Origin of the sequence: Shinella sp. JR1-6, from assembly GCF_004284735.1 — a bacterium.
Taxonomy (GTDB): Bacteria; Pseudomonadota; Alphaproteobacteria; order Rhizobiales; family Rhizobiaceae; genus Shinella.
The window spans coordinates 478,881-501,029 of sequence record NZ_SHMI01000002.1 but is presented as its reverse complement, the minus strand read 5'-3'; the positions used below and the strand labels follow the sequence as shown (position 1 = coordinate 501,029).

Annotated in this window: 22 protein-coding genes, 1 pseudogene and 1 riboswitch; of the genes and pseudogenes, 11 read left to right on the top strand and 12 right to left on the bottom strand. The window is 64.4% G+C overall.

Translation table 11 applies throughout. The features are described 5' to 3' along the window. Positions 1–78: 78 nt before the first annotated feature. Positions 79–834, top strand: a complete 756-nt coding sequence (gene phnF, locus EXZ48_RS04970) for a phosphonate metabolism transcriptional regulator PhnF (RefSeq protein WP_130514529.1) — start codon at positions 79–81, stop codon at positions 832–834. On the opposite strand, the gene EXZ48_RS04965 is transcribed toward phnF, so the two are convergent. The 7 genes from EXZ48_RS04965 to EXZ48_RS04935 form a co-directional block, all read right to left on the bottom strand. After that, on the bottom strand, positions 812–1,588 hold the full coding sequence (locus EXZ48_RS04965) for a class I SAM-dependent methyltransferase (protein WP_130514528.1): 777 nt from the start codon (positions 1,586–1,588) through the stop codon (positions 812–814). The genes phnF and EXZ48_RS04965 overlap by 23 nt on opposite strands. Next, complete coding sequence (locus tag EXZ48_RS04960; protein WP_023516427.1) at positions 1,588–2,037, bottom strand: pseudoazurin; 450 nt, start codon at positions 2,035–2,037, stop codon at positions 1,588–1,590. Before EXZ48_RS04960 ends, EXZ48_RS04965 begins: the two co-directional genes overlap by 1 nt. After that, the gene (locus EXZ48_RS04955; RefSeq protein WP_130514527.1) at positions 2,034–2,837 is read right to left on the bottom strand and encodes an ABC transporter ATP-binding protein; all 804 of its coding nucleotides are present in this window, start codon (positions 2,835–2,837) and stop codon (positions 2,034–2,036) included. Before EXZ48_RS04955 ends, EXZ48_RS04960 begins: the two co-directional genes overlap by 4 nt. After that, entirely contained in the window at positions 2,834–3,862 is a 1,029-nt protein-coding gene (locus tag EXZ48_RS04950; protein WP_130514526.1) for an iron ABC transporter permease, read from the bottom strand. The genes EXZ48_RS04955 and EXZ48_RS04950 overlap by 4 nt, the downstream gene beginning before the upstream one ends. Continuing rightward, positions 3,859–4,902, bottom strand: coding sequence for an ABC transporter substrate-binding protein (locus EXZ48_RS04945; RefSeq protein ID WP_023516424.1), 1,044 nt, complete (start codon positions 4,900–4,902; stop codon positions 3,859–3,861). The genes EXZ48_RS04950 and EXZ48_RS04945 overlap by 4 nt, the downstream gene beginning before the upstream one ends. A 155-nt stretch (positions 4,903–5,057) precedes the next feature. Continuing rightward, positions 5,058–5,291: riboswitch (cobalamin riboswitch) on the bottom strand. 26 nt (positions 5,292–5,317) lie between these two features. Continuing rightward, entirely contained in the window at positions 5,318–6,172 is an 855-nt protein-coding gene (locus tag EXZ48_RS04940; RefSeq protein WP_130514525.1) for a MurR/RpiR family transcriptional regulator, read from the bottom strand. A 56-nt stretch (positions 6,173–6,228) separates the two neighbouring features. After that, complete coding sequence (locus EXZ48_RS04935) at positions 6,229–7,299, bottom strand: spermidine/putrescine ABC transporter substrate-binding protein (RefSeq protein WP_371687638.1); 1,071 nt, start codon at positions 7,297–7,299, stop codon at positions 6,229–6,231. Positions 7,300–7,463: 164 nt separating this feature from the next. Here EXZ48_RS04935 and EXZ48_RS04930 point away from each other — a divergent pair, with 164 nt between their 5' ends. The 4 genes from EXZ48_RS04930 to EXZ48_RS04915 are packed head-to-tail and all read left to right on the top strand — an operon-like array spanning position 7,464 to position 11,430. Then, the gene (locus EXZ48_RS04930) at positions 7,464–8,546 is read left to right on the top strand and encodes an ABC transporter ATP-binding protein (RefSeq protein WP_130514523.1); all 1,083 of its coding nucleotides are present in this window, start codon (positions 7,464–7,466) and stop codon (positions 8,544–8,546) included. 1 nt (position 8,547) lies between these two features. Beyond that, on the top strand, positions 8,548–9,450 hold the full coding sequence (locus tag EXZ48_RS04925; protein ID WP_130514522.1) for an ABC transporter permease: 903 nt from the start codon (positions 8,548–8,550) through the stop codon (positions 9,448–9,450). Positions 9,451–9,461: 11 nt separating this feature from the next. Beyond that, positions 9,462–10,292 carry an ABC transporter permease gene (locus EXZ48_RS04920; protein ID WP_130514521.1) on the top strand — a complete coding sequence of 277 codons (831 nt, stop codon included), beginning with the start codon at positions 9,462–9,464 and terminating at the stop codon, positions 10,290–10,292. A 1-nt stretch (position 10,293) separates the two neighbouring features. Then, a complete protein-coding gene (locus EXZ48_RS04915) occupies positions 10,294–11,430 on the top strand; it encodes a P1 family peptidase (protein WP_130514520.1) in 1,137 nt (378 codons plus the stop codon). 50 nt (positions 11,431–11,480) lie between these two features. Here EXZ48_RS04915 and EXZ48_RS04910 read toward each other — a convergent pair. Further along, positions 11,481–12,896 (bottom strand): annotated as a pseudogene (locus EXZ48_RS04910) (NAD(P)-dependent oxidoreductase); the annotation flags it as partial. 249 nt (positions 12,897–13,145) lie between these two features. Next, the gene (locus tag EXZ48_RS04905; RefSeq protein ID WP_130514518.1) at positions 13,146–13,985 is read right to left on the bottom strand and encodes a 3-keto-5-aminohexanoate cleavage protein; all 840 of its coding nucleotides are present in this window, start codon (positions 13,983–13,985) and stop codon (positions 13,146–13,148) included. A 91-nt stretch (positions 13,986–14,076) separates the two neighbouring features. Between EXZ48_RS04905 and EXZ48_RS04900 the strand changes: the two genes are divergently transcribed. From EXZ48_RS04900 to EXZ48_RS04875, 6 genes are all read left to right on the top strand, one after another. After that, complete coding sequence (locus tag EXZ48_RS04900) at positions 14,077–14,961, top strand: MurR/RpiR family transcriptional regulator (protein WP_130514517.1); 885 nt, start codon at positions 14,077–14,079, stop codon at positions 14,959–14,961. After that, the gene (locus tag EXZ48_RS04895) at positions 14,958–16,295 is read left to right on the top strand and encodes an aspartate aminotransferase family protein (protein WP_130514516.1); all 1,338 of its coding nucleotides are present in this window, start codon (positions 14,958–14,960) and stop codon (positions 16,293–16,295) included. Before EXZ48_RS04900 ends, EXZ48_RS04895 begins: the two co-directional genes overlap by 4 nt. A gap of 21 nt (positions 16,296–16,316) precedes the next feature. Then, positions 16,317–17,057, top strand: coding sequence for a glutamine ABC transporter substrate-binding protein GlnH (gene glnH / locus EXZ48_RS04890; protein ID WP_023515216.1), 741 nt, complete (start codon positions 16,317–16,319; stop codon positions 17,055–17,057). Between the two features lie 114 nt (positions 17,058–17,171). Next, a complete protein-coding gene (glnP, locus tag EXZ48_RS04885; RefSeq protein WP_023515215.1) occupies positions 17,172–17,828 on the top strand; it encodes a glutamine ABC transporter permease GlnP in 657 nt (218 codons plus the stop codon). Further along, positions 17,825–18,553: a glutamine ABC transporter ATP-binding protein GlnQ gene (gene glnQ / locus EXZ48_RS04880; protein WP_130514515.1), complete on the top strand. Its 729-nt coding sequence runs from the start codon at positions 17,825–17,827 to the stop codon at positions 18,551–18,553. Before glnP ends, glnQ begins: the two co-directional genes overlap by 4 nt. Continuing rightward, a complete protein-coding gene (locus EXZ48_RS04875; protein WP_130514514.1) occupies positions 18,543–19,586 on the top strand; it encodes a C45 family peptidase in 1,044 nt (347 codons plus the stop codon). The genes glnQ and EXZ48_RS04875 overlap by 11 nt, the downstream gene beginning before the upstream one ends. Before the next feature lie 44 nt (positions 19,587–19,630). Here the strand turns inward: EXZ48_RS04875 and EXZ48_RS04870 are convergent, their stop codons facing one another. From EXZ48_RS04870 to EXZ48_RS04860, 3 genes are read right to left on the bottom strand one after another with little or no spacing between them, the layout of a single operon-like run. Next, positions 19,631–20,905 carry an L-fuconate dehydratase gene (locus EXZ48_RS04870; RefSeq protein ID WP_130514513.1) on the bottom strand — a complete coding sequence of 425 codons (1,275 nt, stop codon included), beginning with the start codon at positions 20,903–20,905 and terminating at the stop codon, positions 19,631–19,633. 30 nt (positions 20,906–20,935) lie between these two features. After that, positions 20,936–21,670, bottom strand: a complete 735-nt coding sequence (locus EXZ48_RS04865) for an SDR family oxidoreductase (protein ID WP_130514512.1) — start codon at positions 21,668–21,670, stop codon at positions 20,936–20,938. Positions 21,671–21,689: 19 nt separating this feature from the next. Next, entirely contained in the window at positions 21,690–22,139 is a 450-nt protein-coding gene (locus EXZ48_RS04860) for a MaoC/PaaZ C-terminal domain-containing protein (RefSeq protein WP_130514511.1), read from the bottom strand. Positions 22,140–22,149: the final 10 nt, after the last annotated feature.

Below are 22,149 nucleotides of genomic sequence, written 5' to 3'. Positions count from 1 at the left end.
TAGACAACTGAACATCTAAGTCTCGTCTTAAAGGGCCGGGATGACAAGGGTGTGACAGAGGGTTTCGCGGGGGCGAAAATGGTGGAACGACAATCGGGCGTGGCGCTCTGGCGGCAAATCGCCGACCGCATGCGCCTTGCGATCAACAATGGCGATTTCGACGAAACCGGCATGATGCCGCCGGAAATCACGCTCGCCGCCCGCTTCGGCGTGAACCGCCACACGGTGCGCAGCGCCATGGCGGCACTGGCAGAGGAAGGCATCGTGCGCCCCATCCAGGGCATCGGCACGCGCATCGAGCGGCGCGACCGGCTGCGCTTCCCGATCTCCCGCCGTACCCGATTTTCGCAGGGTCTCGGAAATCAGACGCGCAATCTGGAAGGCCAGTTACTGGCGGCGGCGACGGAGCCAGCGACCGCCGCCGTTGCCGTGGCGCTCGGCCTTGCAGCCGGCGCGCCCTGCGTGCGGCTCGAAACCGTGAACAGCGCCGACAGGCGGCCCATCTCCTGCGGCACGCATTATTTCCCCGCGGACCGTTTCAGCGGGATCGACACCGTCTACGAAAGGACACGCTCCATCACCGCTGCGTTCCAGGAGCTAGGTGTGTCCGACTATGTGCGCCGCTCGACCGAAATATCCGCCATCCATGCCGAAGGCGACGACATCCGCCACCTGAAGCTCTCACCGGGGGCGATCATTCTTGTGGCGACGGCCGTCAACACCGATCTTGACGGCGTTCCGGTCCAGTTCTCCCGCACGCGTTTTGCCGCCGACCGCGTCAAGCTGACCGTGGAGCCGGAAACCGACGGAGTTACTTCCGGCAGCAGAGAATGAAACGGCGGTAAAGCAGTGTGCGCAGCCTGTTGCGCAGATCCGCCGTGCGCCGCTGCGCCCTCGCGATCGGGCCATGTGAGCCGATCTTGATATCGCGGAACCCCACCGCCGCCAGAAGCGGCTGGACGCGTTCAACGGTAAGCCCGTCGCCAAAGGGCAGCCGGCCCATGATATCGACATGGCGCGCGCTCATCGCGCCGTCATAGTGCGGATCGGCGCCGATGACCTTGTCGAGCAGGGCGATGGCCCGGCCCGCCAGCCTGCCGAGCCGGGTCGGTGCTGCCCAGTCGCCGTCGAAGAACAGAAGGATGCCGCCCGGCCTCAACATGCGGTGCCATTCGGAAAAAGCCTCGACCGGCGTCGTCAGCGTCCAGACCAGATGGCGGCAGACGATCGCGTCATAGCTCTCGTCCGACTCCATCGGGTTTTCCGCATCCGCGAGCAGGAAACGCACGCCCTTGGCACCGGCATGTTTCTTCCGTGCGACCTTCAGCATCGCCTCGGAAAAGTCGAGCGCCGTCACCTCATGGCCGAGGGAAAGCAGCAGACGTGTCACCTCACCTGTACCGCAAGCAAGCTCCAATACGCGGCGTGGCTCCGGACCGAGATTTTCGCGGATCGCCGCCGCCCAGGCCTCGAACTCCGGTCCTTCGGGAATGCGGTGGCCGAAGGCGAGATCGAAGGTCTCGGAGCGGCGCGACCAGTAGTCGCGAATGTCTTCCTTGAGATGACTGTTGCCGCGTGTGCCGTGCATCACTGCCCCTCGCCCGCATCGATACGGGCAAAGATGTCGTCGAAGCGCGGCCGGGCGCGGGCTGGCACTTCAACCGTGCGGATCGCCTCCGTCAGTTCCGCCTCGCCAACCTTCACCAGCATGACCATGCCCATGCCGAAATGCGGCGAGCATTTGATGCCGTAGAAACCGGGGGCATCAAAGGTGACCTCGATCTCCTCGTTGATCTTGCCCTTGAAGCCGGCATATCCCTGCGGAACCATGCCGTCGATGCTGGCGGCGTTGTGGCTCTTGTGGGTGGCGATGAACTTGACGCTGTCCCCCGGCTTGATTGCCAGGAAATCCGGTTCGAAAACCATGGAGCCCTTTTCGCCGCGATTGCGCATCTCAACCCGGAAGGTTTCAGCGGCGACGGGGGCGGCGTGGAGAAGTACGGCGATGGCCGCAGCCAGGAGGAAACGGGTTTTCATCTTGCCTTTGCAACGAGCTTGAGTTTGGCAGGCCGGGGCTCTGGCCGGCGATAGCGAATGAAGCAGCCGCCGGCGCTGTCGCGCTCGACATCCACGGTGACGCCGAAGACATCGTGCAGGCGCTGCGGCTCCAGCACCTTTGCAGGTGTACCGAGCACGACGATGCGGCCGCCCTGCATGACGGCGATGCGGTCGCAGAACATGGCCGCGTGATTGAGGTCGTGCAATGCCGCAACGACGGTCAGGTCCTGTTCGCGCACCAGCTGGAGCAGGCCGATCTGGTGGCCGATGTCGAGATGGTTGGTCGGCTCGTCGAGCAGGAGGATCGGCGCCTGCTGGGCGAGCGCGCGGGCGATGTGCAGCCGCTGCCGCTCGCCGCCGGAAAGCGTGTGCCACAGCCGGCCGGCAAAGTGCGCCATGTCGACCTCCTCCAGCGCCCTGTCGACGATGGCATCATCCGCCCGCGACCAGGGCGTCAGCGCGCCGAGATGCGGCGTGCGGCCGAGTTCGACCGCCTGGCGCGCAGTGATACGCTCGGTCGTCTCCGCCTGCTGCTCGACGAAGGCGATGCGGCGGGCTATGGCTTGCCGGCCGTGGGCCGAAAGCGGCGAGCCCTCAAGCGTTACCAGACCCGCCTGCGGCTTGCGGATGCCCGCCATCAACGCCATCAGGCTGGTCTTGCCCGAACCATTGGGTCCGATGATGCCGAGAAATTCGCCGGGACGCACGTCGAGCGAGACGTCGGTCAGGATGGTCGCGCCGCCGGCCGACCAGCAAAGACCTTTTGCCGAAAGGGTCACAGGGCCGATCTCCTTTGGCTGAGGATGAGCGCGAAGGCCGGCGCGCCGAACAGCGCGGTGATGACACCGATGGGCAGCACCTGGCCGGGAATGATGATCCGCGACAGCACGTCCGCGGCAATCATGAAGATCGCGCCGATCAGCGCCGAGGCCGGCAGCAGCAAACCGTGGCGGACACCGACGACCATGCGCGCGGCATGGGGAATGACGAGGCCGACGAAACCGATCGACCCGACGATGGAGACCATGACGGCGGTCATCAGTGCCGAGACGGCGATCAGCACGACATAGACCCGGCGCACCGGAATGCCGAGCGAGGCCGCCGATTCCGTGCCGAAGGTGAAGGCATCGAGCGCGCGCGCATGCCAGAGGCACACGACAAGCCCGAGAAGCGCAACCGGCAGCGCCAGCCAGACATCCGGCCAGCGCACGCCCGAGAGATTGCCGAGCAGCCAGAACATGATGCCGCGTGCCTGTTCCGCATTGGCCGCCTTGGTGACGATGAAGGAGGTCAGCGCATTGAAGAGCTGCGAACCGGCGACCCCTGCAAGGATGATCGCCCCCGTACCGCGGCCTGCGCGAACCGCCAGCGCGCTGACGAGACCGAAGGCGACGAGCGCCCCGATAAAGGCACCGATCGGCAGCGTCAGGATACCGGCGCCGATGCCGAGGATCGCCACCGCGACAGCGCCCGTGGAGGCACCGGCGGAAATGCCGAGAATGTAGGGATCGGCCAGCGCGTTGCGCAGCAGCGACTGCAGGATCACCCCGCAGATCGCGAGCGCCGATCCGCAGCAGGCCGCAACCACGGCGCGGCTCAGCCGGTAGTTCCAGACGATGCCCTCGTCTATCGGCTCGATGGCGTGCCCCGCCTGCCAGAGGCGGTTCGCCACGGTCTTTGCCACGACGTCGAGCGGAATAGCGGTCTCGCCCACCGCCGCGCCCACCCCGAGCGCGGCGACAAGCAGCACGAGCGCCGCAAGAGCGACACCCGTGCGCAGCAGGATGGGGCGATCAGCCGTCACTTCGCGAGGCCAGCCTTCTCGATGGCGTCGGCAAGCACCTCGATGCCCTCGATCGTGCGGATCGTCGGGTTCATCGCCTGGGCGTCCATATCGACGACATGGCCGTTCTTCACGGCCGGCATCAGGCTGGCGACGGGATCTTCCTTGAGGAACGTGTGCTTGACCGCGACGTCATCGGCAGGGAAGCGGCGGCGCTCCATCTTGCCGGCGACGATGATGCTCGGATCGGCCTTGGCAACGGTTTCCCAGCCGACCGTCGGCCATTCCTCGTCGCTCTCAATGACATTGCGGATGCCGAGCGCCGACATGATGTAGCCCGGCGCGCCGTTGCGCCCGGCGACATAGGGGTCGATGTCGAGTTCGGCGCTGGAGAACCAGAAGACGGCGGAAAGCTTGCCATCCGCCGAAGCGATCTTCTTGCGCGCCGCGTCTTCGCGCGCCTTGAGGTCGGCGATGACTTTCTCGCCCTGATCCTGCACATCAAAGATCTGCGCCAATTCGCTGATTTCCTTGTAGATCAGCTCCATCGTGAAGACCGTCTTGCGCACCCCGTCGCCGCCACCGGAATTGTCCTTACCGATGCAATCGGCCGGCGAGGTGTAGACCGGGATCTTCAGTTCATCGAACTGCTCTGGCGTCGCGACGATGCCCTCCGGACCGACATGCCACTGGAACTGCGCCGTCACAAGGTCGGGCTTCTTGGCGACGACGCTCTCGAAGCTCGGATCGTTGTCGGCAAGGCGCTCGACCTTGGCGTTGGCATCCTCGTAACCCGACAGCACCGGGCCGATCCAGACCGCCGTGCCGACCATGCGCTCGCCAACGCCGAGGAGATACAGGATTTCGGTCGAGCTCTGGCCGAGCGAGACAGCCCGTTCCGGCGCCTTCTCGAAGGTGACCTTGCGGCCGCAATTTTCCAGCGTCAGCGGATACTGCGTCGCGGCCGCCTGCGCGGCGCCCGCTGACAGGGCAAACACGGCGGCACCGGCCAGCGCGGAAACGAGGGATGCGGCGCGCACGGCCGCAGGCAGAATGGTCATGGGTTTCTCCCGAATGAATGAAAGCGTGCGGGCTCAGCCGACGCGCCGACAGGCGCGCGCCGATTGCGGTCGGGAGAAAACGATTGGAATTCCGCCGTTGCCGGCAGCCAGGGTCGTCATAGGGTCTCCTGTTCCGGGCATCCCCGCCCGTGACTTGGATTTTTCTCGACGACGGCAGGTCTCCTGGCTCACGGATATCTGCTGCCTGTCTGCCTTCCCGCGGAAAAACCGCAGTGGCATGACGCGAAAACGCGTCCGAGGACAGGCGGCAATCCGCCTACAGTTGCGGGGGCAGCCACGGAATGGGTCCCTGTTGGGTCGTCCGCACCGTGTTCCCTATTAATCCCCTGGGAGTCATCCCTCGGGAAACCGTCGATCCATCCTTAATCCGCCGCGCTCGGCAGCGTCAAGGCGCTCAGCTCTCGAAATCTCCGAAGATGTCCTGGAGGCGGGTAAGCGTATCGACGCGCTCGCTCACGGCTTCGCCCATGAGCACAATGATATTGCTGAGCATGAGGTCCATGACGGCGGTCATGGTGGCTGCGCCATCCCAGAGCGGCCCGTGCGAGCCCGGCACGACGAGGCAGATATCGGAAACATCCGGCCCCCAGGGGCAGAATTCGTCGGTTAGCAGCACGACCTTGACGCCGGCCCGCCGGGCCTCCAGCGCCAGCGGCCGGGCCTTGGCGGCAAAGCGGCGCACATCGTGCAGGAACAGCACCCTTCCCTCGACGGAACCATCGAGCAATTCCGCATAGGTGCCGTTGAGACCATCGACGAACTGCACGCGCGGGCGCGTATAGGAAAGCTGGCTGGCGAAATATTGCGCGATGCCGCGCACGTTCTGATAGGCGGCGACATAGACCTCGCTTGCGCCGATCAACGCGTCGATCGTCTGCTGCCATTCCGGTGCGCTGGTAATCGCATAGATCTGGCCGAGATTGTCGATCTGCTGCTGGATGAGGCCGGCGAGGAGCTTTCCCTCCTTGCGGTCCTGTTCCAGCGAAGCGACTTGGGCCTTGACTTCCCAGGCCGGATTGGAACCGCCGCGGCGCAGTTCGCTCTTCAACTCGTCGAGGCCGTCAAAGCCCATGCGGCGCAGATACCGGCCGATGGTCATCGGCGAGACCTGAAGCCGCTGGGCGATCGAGCGCGCGGTCTCGAAGGGGAGATCGGCGATGTTGCGCTCGATATAGTGGGCGATCAGCTTGTCGGATTTGGACCGCCTGAGATCGTCGGACTGAACGAGCTTCAGAATGCGTTTCGACACGTCGCCCTCTCCCAAAAATCCCGCCCGCCGAAAAGGCGGGCGGGGATCGCGCATGGTCACTGCGCCGTCTTCACCCGCGTCCAGACCCGGTCGAGCTGGCGGAGCGCCGGGCCCAGGTCCTCAAAAATCTGGAGACGCGCCATGGTCTCGGCGGGCGGATTGATCTCCTTGCTATTCTTGATCTTTTCCGGGGTCAATTGCCGCGCCGGCACGTTGGCCGTGCCGTTGGTCTGCTGCGAGACGTTGAGCGCGGCAATTTCCGGGCGGGTGTAGAATTGCAGGAATTTGATCGCGTTCTCCTTGTTCGGCGCGCTCTTCAGGACGCAGGCATCCTCCTGGTACATCGTCGCCCCCTCCTCGGGGATGACATAGCCAAGATCCTTCTCGTCGCCGAAGACATCGACCATCGCGCCGACGAAGAAGTGGCCGGCCGCGACGTCGCCGGATTGCACCATCGGCCGCGTGTCATAGGTGAAGGCCGCGACATAGGGCTTCATGGCGATGATCGTTTCCGCCGCCTGTTGCAATTCCGCCGGATCGGTGGAGTTGATCTTGTGGCCGTTCAGCATCAGGCCGACCGCCAGAACCTCGCGCATGTCGTCGAGCAGGTTGAATTTCAGCCCCTTGGCCTTCACCGTCTCGATCAGGTCCTTCCAGCCGGTGACGTCCTTGCCGAGGATCGTGCGGTTATAGAAGATGCCGACCGAGCCCCAAGCATAGGGCAGGCAATATTCACCCTTCGGATCGCTTTTCGCCCTCAGGAAGGCGGGATCGATGTTCTTGAAGCCCTCGAATGTGTTGATGTCGGTCTTTTCCAGAAGCTCCAGCTTGGCCATGATGTCGTGCATGTGCACGGAGGGGAAGACGATGTCGTAGCCCGTCGCGCCGCCCTGGATTTTCGCCAGCATCTCCTCGTTGGAGGAATAGGTCGAGAGGTTGACCTTGATCTGGGTCTCCTCCTCGAACTTCTTCAAAACCTCCGGATTGATGTATTCGCCCCAGTTGTAGATGTTGAGTTCGGCGGCGCTCGCCATACCGGCCGTCGCCGCGAGGGCGGCGAGCGAAAAGGCGGTGCGGCGCGTCCATTTGCCAAGGCCGAATGGGCCGCCGCGGTAAAATTTCGTCATCGAATGATCTCCTCTGATGGTTTGGCCCGTCACGGCCCCGGCGTTTTCCTTTGCGCCGGATGTTCCTGTCCCGGCTTCTTTCGGCCGTTGACTTGAATGGATAAATGGTATCCAACTATCGAAATCGCACAAGCGTTATTTTAATAACATTTTGGGGAACGACGATGCGAGATTCGATAGTCCGCCTGGAGAAGGCGGCGAAAGCCTTCGGCACGCCCGAGGGACAGACGGTGACAGCGCTCGACGCGATCGACCTTGATGTGCGCCGCAACGAATTCCTGACGCTGCTCGGCCCGTCCGGCTGCGGCAAGACCACCCTGCTCCAGGCGATCAGCGGCTTCGTGGAACTCGATTCCGGCCGCATCCTGATCGACGGCGAGGACATGACGGACCGCCCGCCCTATCGCCGGCCGGTCAACACGGTGTTCCAGAACTACGCGCTCTTTCCGCATATGACCGTCGGCGAGAACACCGGCTACGCGCTGGAAGTGGCCGGTGTCGCGCGGCCGGAGCGGGCCAAGCGCGTTGCCGAGGCGTTGCGCATGGTCGGCCTTGAGGGCATGGAGGGCCGCAAGCCGCGCCAGCTCTCCGGCGGCCAGCAGCAGCGCGTGGCGCTCGCCCGCGCCATCATCGCGCGTCCGAAACTGCTGCTGCTCGACGAGCCACTTTCCGCCCTAGACAAGAACCTGCGCCAAGCCATGCAGATCGAGCTGAAGACGCTCCAGCACGAGCTTGGCATCTCCTTCATCTTCGTCACGCACGACCAGCAGGAGGCGCTGACCATGTCGGATCGCGTTGCGGTGCTCTCGGGCGGGCGCATCCAGCAGCTCGATACGCCGCGCGCCATCTACGACCAGCCGAAGAACAGCTTTGTCGCCACCTTCGTCGGCGCGAGCAACCTTTTCGAAGGCGAGGCGATCGGCGGACAATTGCTGACGACGGACGGCCTCTCCATCACACACGCCAGGGCACAAACGACGGGCACGGCAACCGCCCTCATCCGCCCCGAACAGTTCTTCCTCGCACAGCAGGAAGACACCGCCCCCGCCCTCGACGTCGACCTCGAACAGATCGTGTTCGTCGGCTCCACCTTCGAGCTGTTCGGCCGCACGGCGACCGGCCGGCGCGTCATCGCAGAAATCCCGGCGGCACGCCGCAGCCTCGTCGGCGAAATCGAGCAATCGCGCCGCGCCCGTCTTGCCTACGATCCCGCGGCGGTGCACCTCATCCCGGCGGAGGCCGCCTGACATGTCGTCGATCGCCTCTCGTCGCCGCGCCCAGCTCGGCCTGCTGCTCGGGCCGGTCTCGCTGTTCCTCGCCGTCTTCTTCCTCGGCCCGCTCGCCATCATGATCGTGACGAGTTTTCTCGCGCCCGGCCTCTACGGCGGGGTGGAATGGATCTGGTATCCGCACAATTACGGCCGCATCCTCGGCTTTGCCGATCCGATGTTCGAGGATTTCGATCCTGTCTATATCGCCATCTTCCTGCGCTCGCTGAAGATCGCGGCGCTGACGGTGGTCGCCACGCTCCTCGTCTGCTACCCGGCCGCCTTCTGCATCAGCCGGCTTTCCGAGCGCTGGAAGAACTTTTGCCTCTTCCTCATCACCCTGCCCTTCTTCACCAGCCTCATCGTGCGGCTGTTCATCTGGGTGCTGATTCTCCGCCAGACCGGCCTCGTCAATTCCGTACTGCTGAGCACCGGCGTCGTCGCCCGCCCGCTGGAGCTGATCTATACGGACGGGGCGATCGTGCTCGGTATGGTCTATGTCTTCATCCCCTTCATGTTCATGCCTGTCTATGCCAGCGTCGAAAAACTCGACTGGACGCTGGTGCGCGCCTCGCTCGATCTCGGCGCCGGGCCGATCCGCACCTTCCTGCGCATCATCCTGCCGCTGACGGCGCCCGGCATCGCCGGCGGAGCGGTCATCGTCTTCATTCCGGCGCTCGGCAATTTCGTCGTGCCGGCCATTCTGGGCGGGGCGAAGGTGATGATGCTCGGCAACCTCATCGAGCAGCAGTTCCTTGCCGCGCGCAACTGGCCCTTCGGCTCGGCGCTCGCCATGATGGTGATGTGCGTGATGCTGGTCCTGCTCTTCGCCTATGTCATCGTGTCCGGCCGCCGCGACCTCGACACTGCTACCGGCCGCTGAGGAGGTTTTCGATGAAGATTTTCGCCTCCCTCGCCCGCGGCAGCCTGATCGCCTACACCGCGCTGTTCTTCGCCTTCATCTATATCCCGCTGGTGCTGATCGCCGTCTATTCGTTCAACGCCAACCCGATCAACATGATGACCTGGACCGGCTTCACCACCGAATGGTACGCCCAGGTCCTCGGCTTCAAGACGACGATCTCCGAAGACGCGCTCTACATCGAATCGACCGACCAACTGGTGCAGGCCGTCTGGAACAGCCTGATGATCGCCGCTTCGACGACGACCATCGCCACCGTGCTCGGCACGGCGATCGCCATCGCCCTCTACCGCTTCGACTTTTTCGGCAGGCGTTTCTACCGCACCGTCATGTTCATGCCGATGCTGATGCCGGATATCGTGCTCGGCATCGCGCTCCTGATCTTCTTCGTCAATGCCGGCGTCAATCTCGGCATGAAGACGATCATCATCGGCCAGTGCACCTTCCTGATCTCCTATGTCTTCATCGTCGTCTCCGCCCGGCTCGCCGGCATGGATCGCACGCTGGAAAACGCCTCGGCCGATCTCGGCGCCAACGAATGGAAGACCTTCCGCAAGGTAGTGTTCCCGCAGCTCCTGCCCGGCATCGTCGGCGGCGCGCTGCTTGCCTTCATCATCTCGATGGATGACCTCGTCATCACCTATTTCATCGCCGGCGTCGATGTGACGACCCTGCCGATGTTCATCTTCGCCATGCTCCGGCGCGGCATCAAGCCGGAGATCAACGCCATCGCCGTGATGATGCTGACCTTCTCCTTCGTCGTCGCCTCGCTCGGCCTCTACCTTCGTTCCCGGCAGAAATGACATGACCCAGACCGTAAAACCCCGCGCCCGCGCCCTCGGCCTGCCCTTCACCGGCCGCACCGGGCCCTTCAACGCCATCACCGACGTCGAAGGCATCGCCGTCGGCTTCCAGACCATTGTCGAAGAGACCCCGCGACCCGGCCGCAAACTGCCGGTGCGCACCGGCGTCACCGCCATCCTGCCGCATGCCGAGAGCGAAACGCCCGTCCCGGTCTATGCCGGCATTCACCGCTTCAACGGCAATGGCGAGATGACCGGCACCCATTGGATCGAGGACGGCGGCACGTTTCTGGGCCCGGTGATGATCACCAACACCCACGCCGTCGGCATCACCCATCATGCGACGATCCGCTGGATGCTGGAGCGCTACGCCTCGACCTACGAGATCGGCGATTTCCTCTGGCTGATGCCCGTCGTCGCCGAGACCTATGACGGCGTGCTGAGCGATATCAATGCCATGCCGGTGACGGAAGCCGATGCCCGCGCGGCGCTAAACAATCTTTCCTTCGGACCCGTCGCGGAAGGAAATTGCGGCGGCGGCACGGGCATGATCACCTACGGTTTCAAGGGCGGCACCGGCACGGCGTCGCGTATCGTCTCCTTCGGCGACAGGGATTACACCATCGGCACGCTGGTGCAGGCCAACCACGGCCAACGCGACTGGTTGACGGTCTGCGGCGTGCCGGTCGGAAAACATATCAAGGACAACACGCCGCAAAGCCAGCTTCAGGAGCGCGGCTCGATCATCGTCGTCATCGCCACCGACCTGCCGCTGGCCCCACACCAGCTAAAACGTCTCGCCCGCCGCGCTGCCATCGGCATCGGCCGCAACGGCACGCCCGGCGGCAACAATTCCGGCGATATCTTTCTCGCATTCTCCACCGCCAATCCGCAGCTGATGGCGCATCGCGCGCCGCTTATGCTCGGCCTCGGCATGGTCAACGACGAATATCTCGATCCGATCTACCAGGCGGCGGTGGAAAGCGTGGAGGAGGCCGTGGTCAACGCCATGCTGGCGGCCGAGGACAGCGGCGGCACGCCACATGACCGGTTTCGCATCGATGCCATCAGGCACGACGAGCTGGTGGCCGTCATGCAGCGCTATGGCCGGTTCGGAGAAACGCAGACCAGCGCCTGATTGTCGATAGCATCGGGCGCCCGCAGCAGGAGGCAGCTCAAAGTACGGCTTCAGGCTTCTGCCGGGCCGTCCAGCCCGAGGGCTTCGAGAAGCCGCCGCTGGCGCAAAAGCAGATGGGTGAGCGCAACGACGTCGCCGGCCGCCGGCTGGTGCGTCATGCCCTCGTCCACCGCCTCGACGATCGCCTCCAGCGTATCGAAGATTTCACGCGAGACACCGTGAAGTTCGGAGAACCGCCGATCGGCGACGGCGGCAGCAAGCGTCGCGGTCGACACACGGCCGATGCCGTGCGGCACCTTCGCCCCCGCGTCGACATAGCCTTCCGGCAGGTCGCCCTTGAGGTTGCGGATGCGGCGATAGCGGATGACGTCGATGATCTGGTCGACCGCCTGGCAGGCCCCGGCAACACGCGAGGGATGGTCCGTGTCGGCTGCCGCATGCGGCAGAAGCTCGAGCTTTCCGGGATGGCGGGCGGCGAGCGTCAGATAGGGCAGCATCGGCCCGCTGAGTGCGCTGCTTGCCGCATCCTTGAAGAGATCGGCATCGATGGCAGCGTGGCGCACCTGGCCGGAGGCGAGCGCCCGGTCGAGCGCCCCGGCATCCACCACCTCGCCACGATCATAGTTGACGACGACGGCGCCGCGGCTCATCGCCGAGAGCACGGCGTCGTTGATGATGCCGGCATTGGCATAGGCGCGTGTCACGGGATCGAGCCGTCCGAGGCCGACATGGACACTGAGTGCATCAGCCCCCGCCGCCGCATCCGTCGGAGAGGATGCATATTCGAACCCCTCCGCCTCGATCCACTGGCGATGTTTTGCGCGCGCATGAACGGCCACCTCCATGCCGAAGGCGCGGGCGAGTTTGGCGACTTCGCGGCCGATGTTGCCATAGCCGATGACCGCCATGCGGCACCCCTCCAGCTTGGCGGTCGGATAGGATTTGAGGTCGCGGCCGGTGTCGAAATCGCCGTTCGCAACGCGTTCATGCATGAGGCCGACCGGCAGATCCGGCGACACCTTCAACAACGCCTTCATCACCATCTGCGCCGTCGCCCGGCTGTTGATGCCCGGCGTGTTCATCAGCGGCGCGATGCCACCCTCGCCGTTGCCGCCGCCCCAGGAAAGCGAGCCCATATTGCCGGTCCCCGCGCCAATGCGCACCCCGCCGAGGGGAAAGACCGCCAGCCGCGGAATGAAGGTCGCCGCGGCGATGAGCGCATCGTACTGCCCGCGTGAGGTCTGCGCCAGGATCTCTGCCTCGGTGCTGATATCCGGCTGGTAGAAGAAGTGGATGCCGGGCGGTAGGGCCTCGCCGGCGAAGGCCCCGTCATGGAACGTGCCGCCTCTTTCTTCGATATAGGCTGCGACCTCGCTGAAATCGGGGCGCCCTTCGGCATCGAAGCGCAGGCCGACCAAATCGGCAATCAGGACACGGTAGGCACGTTCGGGATCGTCGAGCCGCACACTCTCCTGCAAAGCCGTGTTTCGATCCTGCATGATACCCCTCCTACGTGTCCCCTTCCTTCCGTATGCGAGTTTCCCGACCCTCGCAAGCTGCCCGGCATACCGGGACAAGCGCCGCAAAGAGCGCAAGGGCGAAGAGGATGCCGCCGAGTTCAACTGCCCGGCAAAGATATCGCGGCCTCTACAATTTTTATGAAGACATTTTTGACGATATCGCAAAGGCTTGAGCATCAATGCTGACAAAATACATCAGGCTGGAGTGCCGAGACCGTAGCGCACTTCGTCAGCAGTGCACGGTGTGCAACCGAGATGGCCGAGGGCCAGCGTGACCGCGCCGACAAGATCGGCATTGGACATCGCGCGGCTGCCGTCGGGCCTGAAGAGATTGTTCTCGAAGCCGACGCGGGCATGGCCGCCGAGCAAGGCGGCGGCGGTGACGCAGGCCGCTTCATGGCGACCGAAGGCGCAGACGCTCCAGTTGGAAAAACGCGGCGTCTCCGGTGACAGGAAAGGCAGCAGGTCCGCAGGCTGCGAGGTCTGGGAGACGGTGTAGCGCCCGAGCACGTAGAGCACGGGAATATCCGGCCAGGGCACGAGGCCGCGCCGGATCATTTCGGCGAGGCGCACCGCCTCCGTCGGCTCGTAGAGGATGATCTGCGGCAGGACGTTTTCCCGTTTCATCCAGAGGAGCACGTCGGCGAAGGCGGGTTCGGCAGCCGCATCCGGCACGAGTTCCCGCAACGCCAGCGAGGCCGCTTCCGGCTTCACCGCCTTCAGAACGGCGATCTGCTCCGCTGGCGTATAGAGATCGAGCGCTTCCGTGGTGATCTGGATGACCAGGCGATCGCCCACCGCCGCGCGGACGGCCGCAATCGCCGCCCCGTAGGCATCGGCGTCAAGGAGATGGCGGCCATCCGGCCGGCGCACATGGGCGTGGATCATCGCGGCACCCGCCTCCAGGCAGCGTGCGGCGGTATCCGCCAGTTCGGCAGGCGTCAGCGGAATAGCAGGATGGTCCACTCTGGTGCGGCGGCCGCCGTTCGGGGCCACGGCGATGGCCACGCGGCGCAGTACGGAAGAATCTGTCATCGTACATCCATGCTATGATTCATATGGATCATTATTCTACATTAATGAAACACATGTTGCAAAGAGATTTGGAAAGGTGTATTCGATCGCCATGCAAACCAGCCCTCTCGCAGATCAGATCGTCCAGGCCTTCGACACGATGTCGGAGCAACTTCAGGCCGCCGCGCAATATGTGCTGAACCAGCCGCACGAGGTTGCGTTGCTCTCCATGCGCGAACAGGCAAGGCAGGCGGGCGTGCAACCCGCCACCATGACGCGGCTTGCCAAACATCTCGGCCTCGCCGGCTATGAGGATATCCGCCAGCGCCATGCGGATGCCATGCGCGGCGACGTCACGGGCTTTGCCGGCCGCGTCGGCGCACAGGCGAAAAGCCAGAAGCTCAAGGGTGACCAGGTATTGGCGGCCGACATGCTGGGCGGCATCGCCGCGCAAGTCAGCCAGCTCTCGCAGCCGCAATCGCTGGAAATGCTGGTGGAGGCCGCCCGCCTGCTCGGCACAGCGCGACGCATCTACTGCCTTGGCCTGCGCTCCAGTCATTCGCCGGCCTGGCATCTGCACTACATCCTGTCGCTCGCGGGAAAACATTCGATCATGCTGGATGCCATCGGCGGCATCGGCGCCGATGCGCTCGGCAGCGCGAGCGCCGGGGACGTGATGGTCGCTGTCAGCGTTCTGCCCTATACGCGCCAGACGATCGAAATCGCCGACTACGCCGGCGAGGCGAGCGTGCCGCTGATCGCCATCACCGACAGCCTCGTCGCCCCTCTCGCCCAGCTAGCCACCTGCACGCTGGTGGTGCCGACCGAAAGCCCCTCGTTCCTGCACACGATGTCGCCTGCCTTCGTCGTCGCCGAAGTGCTCGGCGCGTTGGTCGCCGGCCAGGCCGGGGATGTGGCAGGAGCCGCGCTTGCTGCCGTCGACCGGCAGTCGGTGGCCCTCAACATCCATCTCAAGACAAGGGTGAAGCGTCCGTGACCCGCCTCCTGCATCGCACCATCCATTCCCGCATGCCGATCGCCGTGGGCGGCAGGGGCATCGAACTGTTCGACGCCGAGGGCAAGGCCTATATCGACGCCTCGGGCGGCGCCGCCGTCTCCTGCCTCGGCCACGCCCATCCCGCTGTCCTTTCCGCGCTGCACGAACAGCTTGACCGGCTCGCCTATGCCCATACGGGCTTCTTCACCTCCGAGGCCGCCGAGGCGCTGGCGGAGTTGCTGATCGCTGATGCGCCGGCAGGCTTGAGCCACGCCTATCTCGTCAGCGGTGGCTCGGAAGCGGTCGAGGCGGCACTGAAGATGGCGCGGCAGTACTTCGTTGAGAAGGGCGAACCGCAGCGCCGTCACATCATTGCACGCCGGCAGAGCTATCACGGCAACACGCTCGGGGCGCTCGCGGCGGGCGGCAACGAGTGGCGGCGGGCGCAGTTCAAGCCGCTGCTCGTCGAAACCCACCATATCGACCCGTGTTACGCCTACCGCCTGCAGGAAACGGGCGAGAGCGACGAGGCCTACGCGGCCCGCGCGGCCCGGCAGCTTGAGGACAAGATCCTGGAACTGGGCGCAGACGAAGTCATCGCCTTCGTCGCCGAAACGGTCGTCGGCGCCACGGCCGGCGCGGTCCCGCCCGTCGCCGACTATCTGAAGCGCATCCGCACCATCTGCGACCGTTACGGCGTGCTGCTGATCCTCGACGAGGTGATGTGCGGCATGGGGCGCACCGGCACGTTGCACGCCTGCGAGCAGGATGGTGTCGCGCCCGACCTGATGACCATCGCCAAGGGGCTTGGCGGCGGCTACCAGCCGGTCGGCGCCGTCCTGCTTTCGGAAAAGATCTTCGAGGCCTTCGCCAGCGGCTCTGGCTTCTTCCAGCACGGCCATACCTATATGGGCCATCCGATGGCCGCTGCCGCCGGGCTTGCCGTCCAGCAGGTCATCCGGCGTGAAAATCTCCTTGCCAATGTCGTCGCGATGGGCGCCGAACTGGAAAGCCAGCTCGTCGAGCGCCTCGGCAATTACCACCATGTCGGCGACATCCGCGGGCGCGGTCTTTTCCGCGGGGTGGAACTGGTGGCGGATCGTATCAGCAAGCGGCCCTTCGACCCGAAATTGAAGCTCAACGGTCTGATCAAGAAGGAAGCCATGGCGCGCGGCCTGATGGTCTACCCGATGGGCGGCACGATCGACGGCCGGCAGGGCGACCATATCCTGATCGCCCCGCCCTTCATCGTCGAGCGCGCGGGCATCACGCGCATCGTCGAAAGGCTGGGCGACGCAATCGACGCCGCTATCGGCGCACTACCAAACGCATAACCAAGCAAAAGGGGAACAACCATGAAACTGCGTACCATTCTCTTTGCCGCCTTCGCATCGGCCCTTGCCTTTGGCCAGGGCGTGCATGCCGAAGACCTGGTGGTCGCCACCGACACGGCCTTCGTGCCCTTCGAGTTCAAGGAAGGCGACAAATATGTCGGATTCGACATCGACATGTGGGATGCCATCGCCAAGGAGATCGGCGTTACCTACACGCTGCAGCCGATGGACTTCAACGGCATCATTCCCGCTCTCCAGACCAAGCAGGTGGACGTGGCGCTTGCCGGCATCACCATCAAGGATGAGCGCAAGAAGGCGATCGATTTTTCCGACGGCTACTACGACAGCGGCTTCCTGTTGATGGTGCCGGCGGACAGCACGGTCCAGAGCGCCGAGGACCTGAAGGGCAAGATCCTTGCCACCAAGACCGGCACGTCGGCGACGGACTATGCCAAGGAGCACTTCAAGGAAACGGAGCTGCGCCAGTTCCCGAACATCGACAACGCCTATCTGGAACTCCAGACCGGCCGCGTCGATGCCGCCATGCACGACACGCCGAACGTGCTCTACTACGTCAAGACCGCCGGCGGCGGCAAGGTGAAGGCCGTCGGCGAGCAGATGATGGCCCACCAATACGGCATCGGCTTTCCGAAGGGCAGTGAGCTCGTCGTCAAGGTGAACGCCGCGCTCGCCAATATGAAGAAGGACGGACGCTACACCGAGATCTACAAGAAGTGGTTCGGCACCGAACCGAAACTCTGATGTCTCGGCGTTCGGCAAGTTTCGGCGGGCAAACCGCCCCGCCCACTTGCTGAACCTGCTCTCGCCGGGCGCGCCGGCATGCCGGCGCACCCTCCTCACGCTGGGGAGCCCTTCATGGAATTCGACTGGTCCGTCATCGGCGAGGCCATGCCCGCCCTGTTGAGCGGCGCACGCCTCACCATCCTCATCACCCTCGCCGGCCTTGTGGGCGGCCTTGTCGTCGGCTTCGTCGCAGGTCTGATGCGCGCCTATGGCAACGCATTGCTGAACGCCATCGCCTTTACTTATATCGAGCTCATCCGCGGCACGCCGATCGTCGTGCAGGTGATGTTCATCTATTTCGCGCTGCCGGTTCTCGCCGATATCCGCGTCAACCCGATGACTGCCGCCGTCACGGCGATCGTCGTCAATGCGGGCGCCTATATCGCGGAGATCGTGCGCGGCTCCTTCCTGTCCGTGCACAGGGGCCTGAAGGAGGCCGGTCTGGCACTCGGCCTGCCACTGTGGAAGGTGCTGGTCTACATCATCGGCCCCGTCGCCTTCCGGCGCATGATCCCGCCGCTCGGCAACCAGTTCATCGTCAGCCTCAAGGACACCTCGCTGTTCATCGTCATCGGTGTCGGCGAACTCACCCGCCAGGGCCAGGAGATCATGGCTGCCAATTTTCGCGCGGTCGAAATCTGGAGCGCGGTGGCGATCCTCTACCTGCTGATGACCGGAACCCTGACGCTGATCCTGCGCGTCACCGAAAAGAGGATGCGGATCCTGTGAGCATCGTGGAATTTCGAAACGTCACGAAGACCTTCGGCCCCGTCGTGGTGCTGCGCGAGGTCGACCTCAACATCGACAAGGGCGAGGTGGTCGTGCTGATCGGCCCGTCCGGCTCGGGAAAGTCGACGCTGCTGCGCTGCATCAACGCGCTGGAGGAAATCAATGGCGGCGATCTCGTCGTCGACAACATCAGCGTCAAGGCCGGCCGCTCACAGGTGCGCCTCATTCGCCAGGAGGCCGGCATGGTCTTCCAGCAGTTCAACCTCTTCCCGCAGATGACGGCGCTGGAGAACGTCGCCTTCGGCCCCCGCCGCGTGCGCGGCGCCAGCCGCGCCGAGGCCGAGGAACAGGCGCGGGCGCTGCTCGCCAAAGTCGGTCTCGCCGAGCGCGGCCATCACTACCCGGCCGAGCTTTCGGGCGGACAGCAGCAGCGCGTGGCGATTGCCCGGGCGCTGGCCGTCAAGCCGAAGCTGATGCTGTTCGATGAACCGACCTCCGCCCTCGACCCGGAGCTGCGCCACGAGGTGCTGCGCGTCATGCAGGCGCTTGCCGAAGAAGGCATGACGATGATCGTGGTCACGCACGAAATGGCCTTTGCCCGCCAGGTCGGCACGCGGCTGATCTTCATGGAGGACGGCAAGATTTCCGTCGACGGCAAGCCGGCCGACCTGCTCGCCAATCCGGAAAATCCACGCCTGCGGGAGTTTTTGCAGCATGTCCACTGACACCAGGCTGGGTTTCATCGAGATTGCCGGCAGGCCGCGGGAAATCGGCCTCCAGCTCGGTCGTTTCGGTCGAGACATCGTCCATCGGCATCTGGTGCACGGCCATGCCTGGGCCTCCGTCCTCGCCTTTCGCGCCGATCCGCGCGTTGCCGCGATGCGCCGGATGGTGGAGGCCCGCTTCCCGACCTGTTGGGCGGAACTCCAGGGCCTCGCCCTCGGCCTCGATCTTCCCTTCAACGACGTCTTCCTGTGGAATTGCCGCGGCGACCTCTGGGCCTTCGCGCCGGATGGCTGCACGACCGTGCAGATACCCGGCGCCGAACCGCTGCTCGCCCATAACGAGGACGGCGATCCCGGCTTTCGCGGGTATTGCGCGCTCGCCCATATCCGCCCCGAGGGCGGCACGGCCTTCACCAGTTTCGTCTATCCGGCCTCGATCCCCGGCCACACCTTTGCGGTGACGGCGGCGGGCCTCGTTCAGACCGTCAACAACATCCGCTCGCGCGGTGTCGGCACGGGCCTCCCGCGCATGGTGCTCGGGCGCGCCCTGCTGGACTGCCCGTCGATAGATGCGGCCATCCATCTGCTGGAGACCTCGGAACGGGCCGGTGCCTTTCACATGACGCTCGGGCAAAGGGGCGATCCGCGGCTCGTCAGCGTGGAATTCACCCATGGGCAATGCTCCGCCATCACGCTTGACCGCCCGCAATGCCATTCCAATCATCTGGTTCATGCCCGTATGGCTGGCGAGCGGCAGGTGATCACCGGCTCGTCCGGGGCGCGGCAGCAGCGCGGAGACCGTCTTGTCGCCGAAGGTGGCGAAACCCTGCGGGATCCGCGTACCATCCTGTGGGACAAGGCCGTATCGCCGCTGCCCATCTATCGCGCACAGCCGGACGACCCGGACCACGAGAACACGCTGGCAACCGCAGTGTTCCACGTCGGCACGAACAGCATCCGCTGGCAGGTCTATGATCGCCCGGAAGAAACGCCGCGTTTTGTGATGGACGGAGACCTGAAGCCTGTTTCCTGATCTCCATCATGAACGGGGCGGCGGAGACGGCCGCCCCGGCCGCGTCAGCCGAACGTGTAAGCGGCAATCGATTCCGGCTTCATCTCGATCGAAAAGCCCGGCAGCGTGGGCGGCATGTAGGCAGCATTCTCGATATGGCAGGGATCGATGAAATGCTCGTGCAGATGGTCGACATATTCGATCACGCGACCATCCTTGGTGCCTGAAACGGCGATATAGTCGATCATCGAGAGATGCTGGACATATTCGCAGAGGCCGACGCCACCGGCATGCGGCCAGACCGGCAGACCATATTTTGCCGCCATCAGCAGAACCGCGAGCACCTCGTTAAGCCCGCCCATGCGGCAGCTGTCGATCTGCACGATGTCGATCGCGCCGCCGGCGATCATCTGTTTGAAGATGATGCGGTTCTGGCACATTTCGCCCGTCGCCACCTTGACCGGATGAACGGCCTCACGGATCGCCTTGTGGCCGGCAACATCGTCCGGGCTCGTCGGCTCCTCGATGAAGAAGGGTTTGTACGGCTTCAGCTCCGACACCCAGTCGATCGCCTGCCCCACCTCCCAGATCTGGTTGGCGTCGATCATCATGGTGCGCTCGTCGCCGATCACCTCCCGGGCGATGCGCAGGCGCCGCTTGTCGTCCTCCAGATCGCGGCCGACCTTCATCTTGATATGGGTGAACCCCTGATCGACGGCCTCCTGGCAGAGGCGGCGCAGCTTTTCGTCGTCATAGCCGAGCCAGCCGGCCGAGGTGGTGTAGCAGGGGTAACCCTCGCTCTCCAGCGTCGCGATACGGTCGGCCTTGCCCGCCTCTGCCTTCCTCAGGATGGCAAGCGCCTCCTCCGGCGTCAACGCATCCGTCAGATAGCGGAAGTCGACGATGGAGAGGATCTCCTCCGGGCTCATCTCGGCGACAAGCCGCCAGACGGGCTTGCCCGCCTGTTTGGCCAGGAGGTCCCACACGGCGTTCACCACCGCGCCCGTTGCCAGATGCATCGCGCCCTTGTCCGGGCCGATCCAGCGGAGCTGGCTGTCGCTGGTCACATGGCGCCAGAAACGGCCGGGATTTTCGCGCACCCAGGCGAGATCGAGACCGATCACCAGATGTTTCATCGCCTCGATCGCCATGCAGCAGATGTCGTTGCCACGGCCGATGGTAAAGGTGAGGCCGTGGCCTTCGAGGCCGGGCGCATCCGTGCCGAGCACCACATAGGCGGCAGAGTAATCCGGGTCAGGGTTCATCGCGTCCGAGCCGTCGAGGCTCTGCGAGGTGGGGAAGCGCAGGTCGATGGAGCGAAGGCTGGTGATCTTGGTCATGGGTGCGGCCCTTGCGATGATAGACGTGTCTCAGATGGTCCAGCCGCCGTCGATGGCGTAGGCCTGTCCGGTCGTATAGGTGGCGCCGGCGAGGTAGACGGCAAGATCGGCGATCTCCTCCGGCGTGCCGATACGACCGATCGGCTGGCGGGCTATGAAGGCCGCGCGTGCCGCCTCGTAGTCGCCCTGCGCGCGCAAACGATCCTGCAGCGACGGGCTTTCGACCGTGCCGGGGCAGATGCAATTGCAGCGGATGCCTTGCGCGACGTAGTCGGCCGCTACCGACTTGGTGAGCCCGACGACCGCCGCCTTGGTGATGGTGTAGGCGGCGCGGTTCGGCACGCCCTTCACGCTGGAGGCGACCGACGCCATGTTGATGATCGCGCCGTCCTTCTTCTCCAGCATCGCCGGCAACACGGCGCGGATGGTGCGCACCATGGCGCGCACGTTGAGATCGAAGGCGAAGTCGAGGTCCTTGTCCGGCATGTCGAGGATCGAGCCGGCATGCACGAAACCGGCGCAGTTGAAGAGCACGTCGAACGGGCCGGTCGCCGAGACGACGCGATTCACGGCGTCCTCGCTGAGCACGTCGAGCACATGGGTCTCGATACCGGCCTCGCCGGCAAGGCTTTCCAGCGCTTCGGCATTGATGTCGGTCGCGACGACCTTTGCGCCCGCGCGGGCGAAGGCGATGGCGCTCGCCCGGCCGATGCCCTGGCCGGCGGCGGTGATGAGGACGCGCTTGTCTTTGAGGGAAAGGGACATGGTGGCTCCTTGTGACGTGTCAGGCGCTCGGACGGCGCTCGACGACATAGATATGGTCCGCGGCGAGAACGACCTCGCCCTTCTGGTTGACGACTTCCGTACGCTCGATCACCCGGCCGAAACCGGCGCGTTTCGGATCGTCCTCCTTGCCTGATATCGTCACGCGGGTGTGGATCGTATCGCCGATGAAGACGGGCTTGATGAAGCGCATGCGATCATAACCGTAGGAAAAAGCAACGGGGTTGATGACACCAGCCGTCAGCCCGACGCCGATTGCGAAGACCATGGTGCCGTGGGCGATGCGCTGGCCGAAAGGCTGCGTCTTCATGAACTCCGCATCCATGTGATGCGGGAAGAAATCGCCGGTATGTCCGGCATGCACGACGAAATCGGTCTCGGTGATGGTGCGCCCGCTCGTCTTGCGGCCCTCGCCGATTTCGTATTCTTCGAAATATTTGAGCTGTTCCATGGGCTTTCCT

Excerpts from the sequence above, each read along its gene's own strand:
- glnP (WP_023515215.1), top strand. The coding sequence starts at position 17,172 with ATGGAATTCGACTGGTCCGTCATCGGCGAGGCCATGCCCGCCCTGTTG.
- EXZ48_RS04915 (WP_130514520.1), top strand. The coding sequence starts at position 10,294 with ATGACCCAGACCGTAAAACCCCGCGCCCGCGCCCTCGGCCTGCCCTTC.
- EXZ48_RS04965 (WP_130514528.1), bottom strand. The coding sequence starts at position 1,588 with ATGCACGGCACACGCGGCAACAGTCATCTCAAGGAAGACATTCGCGAC.
- EXZ48_RS04870 (WP_130514513.1), bottom strand. The coding sequence starts at position 20,905 with ATGACCAAGATCACCAGCCTTCGCTCCATCGACCTGCGCTTCCCCACC.
- EXZ48_RS04920 (WP_130514521.1), top strand. The coding sequence starts at position 9,462 with ATGAAGATTTTCGCCTCCCTCGCCCGCGGCAGCCTGATCGCCTACACC.
- EXZ48_RS04960 (WP_023516427.1), bottom strand. The coding sequence starts at position 2,037 with ATGAAAACCCGTTTCCTCCTGGCTGCGGCCATCGCCGTACTTCTCCAC.
- EXZ48_RS04865 (WP_130514512.1), bottom strand. The coding sequence starts at position 21,670 with ATGTCCCTTTCCCTCAAAGACAAGCGCGTCCTCATCACCGCCGCCGGC.
- EXZ48_RS04905 (WP_130514518.1), bottom strand. The coding sequence starts at position 13,985 with ATGACAGATTCTTCCGTACTGCGCCGCGTGGCCATCGCCGTGGCCCCG.
- EXZ48_RS04860 (WP_130514511.1), bottom strand. The coding sequence starts at position 22,139 with ATGGAACAGCTCAAATATTTCGAAGAATACGAAATCGGCGAGGGCCGC.
- EXZ48_RS04930 (WP_130514523.1), top strand. The coding sequence starts at position 7,464 with ATGCGAGATTCGATAGTCCGCCTGGAGAAGGCGGCGAAAGCCTTCGGC.
- glnH (WP_023515216.1), top strand. The coding sequence starts at position 16,317 with ATGAAACTGCGTACCATTCTCTTTGCCGCCTTCGCATCGGCCCTTGCC.
- EXZ48_RS04900 (WP_130514517.1), top strand. The coding sequence starts at position 14,077 with ATGCAAACCAGCCCTCTCGCAGATCAGATCGTCCAGGCCTTCGACACG.
- EXZ48_RS04925 (WP_130514522.1), top strand. The coding sequence starts at position 8,548 with ATGTCGTCGATCGCCTCTCGTCGCCGCGCCCAGCTCGGCCTGCTGCTC.
- EXZ48_RS04875 (WP_130514514.1), top strand. The coding sequence starts at position 18,543 with ATGTCCACTGACACCAGGCTGGGTTTCATCGAGATTGCCGGCAGGCCG.
- EXZ48_RS04935 (WP_371687638.1), bottom strand. The coding sequence starts at position 7,299 with ATGACGAAATTTTACCGCGGCGGCCCATTCGGCCTTGGCAAATGGACG.
- EXZ48_RS04945 (WP_023516424.1), bottom strand. The coding sequence starts at position 4,902 with ATGACCATTCTGCCTGCGGCCGTGCGCGCCGCATCCCTCGTTTCCGCG.
- phnF (WP_130514529.1), top strand. The coding sequence starts at position 79 with ATGGTGGAACGACAATCGGGCGTGGCGCTCTGGCGGCAAATCGCCGAC.